Genomic DNA, 7,313 nt, shown 5'->3' with positions numbered 1-7,313 from the left:
CTCGCCGCCTTCGCCGAGCGGTACCTGCGACGGCGTCCCGGTGCGCACGCCGAGGAACCGGAGATGGTCGCCGCCGAGGTCGCGGGGGCCTTCGCCCTCGCCGACGAGCGCGGCGACGCGCCCTCGGTCGTCCGTGCCCACACGCCGAGCCTGAGGGACGACGGCTACGACGTCGCCGCCAGCGTCGTGGAGACCAACACGCCGGACCTCCCGTTCCTCGTGGACTCGGTCACGGGCGAGGTGGAGCGACACGGAGCGTCGGTGCAACGCTCGAGCCATCCGATCATCGGGGTCCGCCGCAACGGCACGGGCCGCATCGAGGAGGTCGGGGCGCCATCGGCGGACCTGCCGGCCGAGTCGGTCATCCACCTGACGCTCGACCGGCGTCTGGCACCGGAGGAACTGGCGGGCGTCGAGGACGGGGTCGCGGCGGTCCTGAGCGCCGTGCGCCGCGTGGTCGCCGATCACGAGCCGATGCGCAGCGCGCTGGTCTCCGCCGCTGCCCGGGTCTCGGAGGGCCGGCCGGACGACGGGGACGAGGCGGAGGCCGCCCGCTTCCTGCTGTGGATCGCCGACGAGCACTTCGTGCTGCTGGCCCACCGGGCGGTCGACGGGACGACCCTCGGCCTCCTCACACCCGGGTGTCCCGCGGGGATCACGGTCGAGGGGAACGTCGTGGAGGACGCCGGGTCCCCGGTCGTGGTCCGCAAGAGCGCCCTGCGCTCGCCGGTCCACCGTCGTGTGCGGCTCGACGAGATCCACGTGCGGGGACGCGACGGCGCGCACGAGGTGTTCGTCGGCCTGTTCACGGGGCGGGCGGACGCGGAGCCCGCCGGGCGGGTCCCGCTGCTGCGCCAGAAGCTGCAGCGCCTGCTGGCCGCGGAGGACCTGGTGGCCGGGTCGCACGACTGGAAGGCGGCGGTGGCGCTGTTCGAGTCCTTCCCGAAGGACGTGCTGTTCGGGACGCCGACCGGCGACCTCAGGGTCCTGATCGTCCAGCTGCTGGCGCTGGCGCCCGGAGCGGTCCGCGTGCTCGGTCGCCTGGAGCCCGACGCCCGCCACGGCGCGCTCCTGGCCGCGGTCCCGCGCTCCTCCTACGACGCCCGACTGCGCGACGCGGTCGGCGAGCTGGCCCGTCGCACCACCGGCGCCGATCAGGTCGCGGTGCACGAGGTGCTCGGCGAGGGAGACCACGTCCGCCTGCACCTCGCGCTCCACGCCGAGCACGGCCTGCCCGACCTCGATCTCGCCAAGCTCGAGCAGGGGGTCGCGGCGCTCTCGCGGACCTGGGACGACCGGTTGCGCGACGCGCTGGTCGCGCAGCACGGTGACGAGCGCGGTCGCCTGCTGCACGCACGCTGGGCGGTCCGGCTGCCGTCCTCGTACAAGGCGCGGACCGACCCGCAGGCGGCGGTCGCCGACGTCGACGCGCTGGAGCGCCTGCAGCGTCGCAGCGCGGATCTCGCGGTCCACCTCCGGACCGAGGAGGGCGTCGGCGACCAGCCGACGCTGACGCGCCTGACCGTGGTCCGCCGCGGCGACAAGGCCGAGCTGTCGGCGGTCATGCCGGTCCTGGAGGACCTGGGCCTACGGGTGGTCGAGGAGCGGCCTACGCGCCTGGAGCAGGACGAGGAGACCTGGCTGCAGGACTTCGGGGTGCTCGGCCCCGACGACGCGCCCCTGGACCTCGAGGCGTGCGGTGAGCGCGTGGGCGCCTGCGTGGCCGCGGTGCTGCGGGGAGAGGCGGAGAGCGACGACCTGCACCGCCTCGTGGTCCTCACCGAGCTCGGGCACGAGCGCCTGGAGGTCCTGCGCGCCTACCGCCGGTACCGGCAGCGGATCGGGTCCCGCTTCACCGAGGCCTACCAGAACGAGGTCATCGCGCAGAACGCGACGCTGACGCAGCGGCTCGTCGAGCTGTTCGAGCTGCGCTTCGACCACACGCGAGCTCCGGACCCCGCCGCGGAGGAGGCGCTGCGCACGGAGATCATGGAGCTCCTGGACGCGGTCGTGTCCCTGGACCACGACCGGATCCTGCGCAACCAGCTGGGTCTGATCGACGCGACGCTGCGCACCAACGCCTACCGTCCCGGCCGCGGGGCGCTGGCCTTCAAGCTGCGCAGCGGCGACGTCCCGGCGCTGCCGCAGCCCGCGCCGTTCGTCGAGATCTACGTCGACGGGCGCGACATCGAGGGCATCCACATCCGGGGCGGCCGCATCGCTCGCGGTGGCCTGCGGTGGTCCGAGCGTCAGGACTACCGGACCGAGGTCTGGGGCCTGATGCGGGCGCAGATGGTCAAGAACGCGGTGATCGTGCCCACGGGGGCGAAGGGCGGGTTCTACCTGCGTCATCCGCCGGCGGACCCGGCCTCGCTGCGGGCGGCCGTCCGCAGCGGGTACGAGACCTACATCAACGCGCTCCTGGACCTGACGGACGACCGGGACGGGGACAGCGTCGTCCCGCCGGACGGCGTGCGCCGCTACGACGACGACGATCCCTACCTCGTCGTGGCCGCCGACAAGGGGACGGCGACGTTCTCGGACGTCGCCAACGGCATCGCGCAGGCGCGCGGCTTCTGGCTGGACGACGCGTTCGCCAGCGGCGGGTCGGCGGGCTACGACCACAAGGCGCTGGGGATCACAGCCCGGGGCGCGTGGGAGTCCGTCAAGCGCCACTTCCGGGAGCTCGGCGTCGACCCGGAGCGCGACGCGATCACCGCGGTCGGCATCGGGGACATGAGCGGCGACGTGTTCGGCAACGGCATGCTGCTCTCCCGGTCGCTGCGACTGATCGCCGCCTACGACCACCGGCACATCTTCATCGACCCGGATCCCCATGACGCCGAGCGGTCGTGGACCGAGCGCAAGCGGCTCTTCGACCTCTCCGGGTCCTCGTGGGACGACTACGACCGTGAGCTCATCAGCCCCGGTGGCGGCGTGTTCTCCCGGGCGGCGAAGCGCATCGAGCTCAGCGAGGAGATCCGGGCCGCGCTCCGGACGGACGCGAGGGAGCTCGCGCCCAACGAGCTGATCCGCGCCGTGCTGCGCGCCCCCGTCGACCTGCTGTGGAACGGCGGCATCGGGACCGTCGTCAAGGCGGCCGCGGAGTCGGACGCCGACGCGATGGATCGCTCGTCCGACGCGATCCGCATCGACGCGCGCGACCTGCGCTGCCGCGTGGTGGGGGAGGGTGGCAACCTCGGCTTCACGCAGCGGGCGCGCATCGAGGCCGCGCAGTGCGGGGTGCACATCAACGCGGACTTCATCGACAACTCCGCGGGCGTGGACTGCTCGGATCACGAGGTGAACCTCAAGATCCTGCTCGGGCTCCTCGAGCACGACCCCGAGCATCCGATGGACCGCGCGGAGCGGGACGAGCTGCTGCAGGAGGTGACGCCCGACGTCACGAGCCACGTGCTGACCAACTCGTTCCTGCAGGCCCAGATCATCACCCAGGAGGAGCGCGAGTCCGCCAACGCGCTGCTGGCCTACGACGACCTCATGTCCGAGCTGGAACGGGCGGGGATGCTGGACCGGCGGCTGGAGCGCCTGCCGAGCTCCGAGGAGCTCGCGGAGCGCCGCGTCGCGGGCCACGGCCTGCTGCGGCCCGAGATCTCGGTGACGCTGGCGATGAGCAAGCAGCACCTCGCGGACACGCTGCTGCAGGACGACCTGCTCGACGATCCGGCCCTCGGCGTCGACCTCCGCGCGTCGTTTCCGGCGCGCGTGCTGGAGCGGGTGGGCGACCGCGTCGAGAGCCATCCGCTGCGCCGCGAGCTGATCGCGACCGGGGTGGCCAACGACGTCATCAACACGCACGGGCCGACGTTCGTGGCGCGCCGGGTCGCCGAGCTCGGAGTCCCGGCGGCCCACGTCGTGCGCGCTCAGCGCATCGCGCGCGAGGCGCTCGAGGCGGTCGCGCTGTGGGACCGGCTGGAGGAGCTCGAGGGCGTCGATCCCGCGGTGCAGTGGGAGGCGATCAAGCTGGTGGACGAGGCGGTGCGGATCAGCAGCCGCTGGGTCCTGCGCCATCAGCCCCGTGTGCCCATCGGCGGGACGGTCGAGGCCGCGAGGAACGCGGCGAACGTCATCCGCGAGGACGTCGCCGCCGTGCTGGGCGAGCAGCGGGCGATGGCGCACGAGCAGCGAGCGACTTCCCTCGCCGAATCCGGGCTGCCCGACGATCTCGCCACCGAGGTGGCGTTGCTGGCGGAGCTCGTCGACGTGCCCGCGCTGGTGGTGCTCGATCAGCAGACCGGCCGTGGCATCACCGATGTCGCCGGCGCCCTGGTGGCGGTGCAGGACGCGCTGTGGCTGATGGCGCTCCACACCGCGGTCCAGCACCTGACGGTCTCCGGCCGCGCGCAACGCTGGGCGGCGCACGCGATCACGGACGAGCTGCACGATCGCGCGCAGGACCTGGCCGGGATCGCGCTGCGGGAGCACCCCGAGCTCGCGCCGGCCGAGGCGGTGGCCGCGGCCCTGACCGCCCGGTCCGACGCGGTCGACCGCTTCACGACGCTGACGCGGCTCGTGACCGCCGAGGGCGCTGATCTCGCGGGGCTGACGCTCGTCTCCCGCCGGTTGCAGGAGATCGCGCTCGCGGAGGTCGCCCCCGCCGAGGCGTAACGCGCGTCAGTGCGGGTCGGCGCCGCCGGCGGTCGCGGCTGGGGGACGCGACTCCTCGGCCAGTGAGGTGATCGCCAGAGGGCCGCGGGCCGCGTCCTCGAGCACCTCGGTCGCCTCGTCCTGGGACCGCGCGTACAGCTCGACGAGCAGGTGCACGACGATCTGCCGGTTGTCGTCCTCGTGCTTGTGGAAGCGAACGTGGGTGAAGAACTCCCGGGTGCCGTGGTCCCCGAACGCGGCGTAGGAGAGCGCGTCGGCGGCCTCCGGGCCGGTGCAGGTCTCGACCTCATCGGTGTTCACGGCGACCGTGCACGACGCCACCCAGGGGGTGCCGGCGACCATCCGCTCCCAGCGGTCCTCGATCGGCTCGACGCGATCCCCGATGAACATCAGGTGCGGCTGGTCGTGCATGCAGTCGACGCACTGGACGACGGCTTCCTGGATCTGCTCGATCGGCTCGGCGCGCTCGCCCGTCTCCAGATCGATCTTGTGCACGCCGTCGTAGTGGACCTGCACCTCGAGGTCGGTGGACCAGCAGCGGTAGCAGCGCAGCCACGGCCGCGTCTCGAACGATCCTTCCATGGCGTCAGTCTACGCGGGGGGCGGTCAGGAGCCGGAGTAGGCTGCGGTGCATGTCCGTCGTCGGCGTCTGCCTGGCTGGAGGGCTCGCCCGGAGGATGGGCGGGGGGAAGGCCACCGTCGAGTTGCGCGGGCGTCCGCTGCTGCACTATCCGCTCGACGCGCTGCGGGCGGCGTTCGACGAGGTGGCGGTCGTCGCCAAGCACGACGTCGAGCTTCCGCCGCTCCCGGCGGGCACCCAGGTGTGGATCGAGCCGCCGACCCCGCGCCACCCGCTCACCGGGATCGTCCACGCCCTCCGGATGGCCGGCGGGCGGCCGGTGCTGGTCGCCGCCGGGGACCTGGCGCTCCTCGACGTCGCGACGATCCGGACGATCACCGAGACCCCGCGCGACGAGGCGGCGGCGGTCGTCCCGGTCGCGGGCGGTCGGCTTCAGCCGCTCTGCGCGTTGTACGCGCCGCGCGCCCTCGGTTCGCTGGCGGCGTTCGACCCGCGTCGCCGGGTCACCGAGGCGGTGGAGGCGCTCGGCGTCCGCACGGTGGAGTTCGACGACGCCGGGGCGTTCTTCAACGTCAACGCGCCCGACGACCTGCTGCAGGCGGCGGCGATGCTGGACCTGCGGGACCGCCTCGCCCGCGAGGGCTAGCCGAAGGTGAAGGCGAACGCGCTGGTGCCGCGCGAGAGCGTCAGCTCGAACTCGCGCTGCTGAGGCTCGTCGAGCGAGACCAGGTGGTACAGCCGCTGGCTCGTCACGCGGACGCGGCCTGCGCGCACGTCGCTGCCCGCGTCGGCGGGAGCGATGGTGCGCCCGTCGAGGCGGACCCCGACGTCGCCGGGGCCGTCGGCGGGCGGGCTCAGCACGAGATAGACGTCCTTGCCGACGATCGCGGCGCGGATGCCGGCGTCGCGCACGGCGGTCCCGCGCTCGTGGTCGTGGCGCCACCGGCCGTTCAGCGCGAACGCGCTCTGGGGCAGTTCGCCGCGGTAGCGGTAGTCGTGCGTGCCGTCGCGTGGCGGCTGCGCCCAGCCTTGCGCGCGCTGCGTGCCGAGGTACGTCTCGGGTGTCGCGTGGCGGGAGGTCCGGGGCTCGGGGTCCGTCCGCACGGCGGCGCCCAGCGGCCGATCGCCCGCCTCGGCGAGCAGGGCGCGGATCGCGGCCTCGGTCTTCTCGTACCGGCCCTCCCCGAAGTGCGTGTACCGGACCTGCCCTTCGGCGTCGATCAGGTACTTCGCCGGCCAGTACTGGTTGCCCCAGGCGTTCCAGGTGGCGAAGTCGTTGTCCTGGGCGACGGGGTAACGCAGGCCGCTGCGGCGGATGGCCGCGGCGACGTTGCCCGCGCGCTTCTCGAACGCGAACTCGGGCGTGTGCACGCCGACGATGGTGAGGCCCTTGTCGCGGTACGCGGCGTCCCAGGCCTTCAGGTACGGGAGGGTCCTGATGCAGTTGATGCACGTGTAGGTCCAGAAGTCGACGAGGACGACGCGCCGCTGCCGTGTGAGCTCCGGGAGCGAGAGCGGCGTTCCGCCAGGGGTGCCCCACCACCGCTGGGTGCCGGTGAAGTCTGGGGCGCGCCCGAGCCGCGGCAGGCCGGCGGCTGTGCGCTCGAAGCGCGGGGCACCCCGCAGGTCACGCAGTCGCCGCTCGACGGCGGCCGAACGCTCGAGGGGGCGTGTCGGGTTCACGACGGCGGCCGGCAGGTTGTCGGCGATCGACGTCTGGAAGCGCACGTCGAGGTCGGCGAGCATCGCGACCGCGGTGAGGACCATCACCACCCCGACGGCGCGTTGGATCTGCGGGGCCCTCCCTGCGGAGCGGACCCGGTCGATGAGCCGGCGACCGCCGAGGGCCAGCCCAAGCAGCACCACGGACGAGCCCGCCGCGTAGGCGAGCGCGATCAGGACGGTCTCCCCGGTCGCGGCGCTGACCGCGATCACCGCGGCGAGGATCGGTCCCGCACACGGGGCGTAGAGGAAGCCCAGCGCACCCCCGATCGCCACGCCGGACCAGAACCCGTCCCTGCCGGCATCCGACGGCCCGAACCGCGCCAGGCGCGACAGGGGAGCCGCGAGCCGGTCCCCGAGCGCCGGGACCAGCACCGCGAGG

Annotated in this window: 4 protein-coding genes; 2 read left to right on the top strand and 2 right to left on the bottom strand. The window is 73.5% G+C overall.

Annotated features, from left to right (window positions below):
* A partial coding sequence (locus ABYE80_RS14565; RefSeq protein WP_372791010.1) for an NAD-glutamate dehydrogenase domain-containing protein occupies positions 1 to 4,629 on the top strand: 4,629 nt, incomplete at its 5' end.
* A gap of 6 nt (positions 4,630 to 4,635) precedes the next feature.
* Here the strand turns inward: ABYE80_RS14565 and ABYE80_RS14560 are convergent.
* Positions 4,636 to 5,211, bottom strand: a complete 576-nt coding sequence (locus tag ABYE80_RS14560) for a hypothetical protein (RefSeq protein ID WP_372791009.1) — start codon at positions 5,209 to 5,211, stop codon at positions 4,636 to 4,638.
* A gap of 50 nt (positions 5,212 to 5,261) precedes the next feature.
* Between ABYE80_RS14560 and ABYE80_RS14555 the strand changes: the two genes are divergently transcribed.
* Positions 5,262 to 5,855 carry a molybdenum cofactor guanylyltransferase gene (locus ABYE80_RS14555; protein WP_372791008.1) on the top strand — a complete coding sequence of 198 codons (594 nt, stop codon included), beginning with the start codon at positions 5,262 to 5,264 and terminating at the stop codon, positions 5,853 to 5,855.
* Here ABYE80_RS14555 and ABYE80_RS14550 read toward each other — a convergent pair.
* A partial coding sequence (locus ABYE80_RS14550) for a cytochrome c biogenesis protein DipZ (protein ID WP_372791007.1) occupies positions 5,852 to 7,313 on the bottom strand: 1,462 nt, incomplete at its 5' end. The two genes, ABYE80_RS14555 and ABYE80_RS14550, sit on opposite strands and share 4 nt — an antisense overlap.

Origin of the sequence: Paraconexibacter sp., from assembly GCF_041602235.1 — a bacterium.
Taxonomy (GTDB): Bacteria; Actinomycetota; Thermoleophilia; order Solirubrobacterales; family Solirubrobacteraceae; genus Paraconexibacter.
This window is presented reverse-complemented; position numbering and strand designations above follow the sequence as displayed.

What these genes read in the sequence shown, in the direction of transcription:
- ABYE80_RS14555 (WP_372791008.1), top strand. Translation starts at nt 5,262, where the DNA reads ATGTCCGTCGTCGGCGTCTGCCTGGCTGGAGGGCTCGCCCGGAGGATG.
- ABYE80_RS14560 (WP_372791009.1), bottom strand. Translation starts at nt 5,211, where the DNA reads ATGGAAGGATCGTTCGAGACGCGGCCGTGGCTGCGCTGCTACCGCTGC.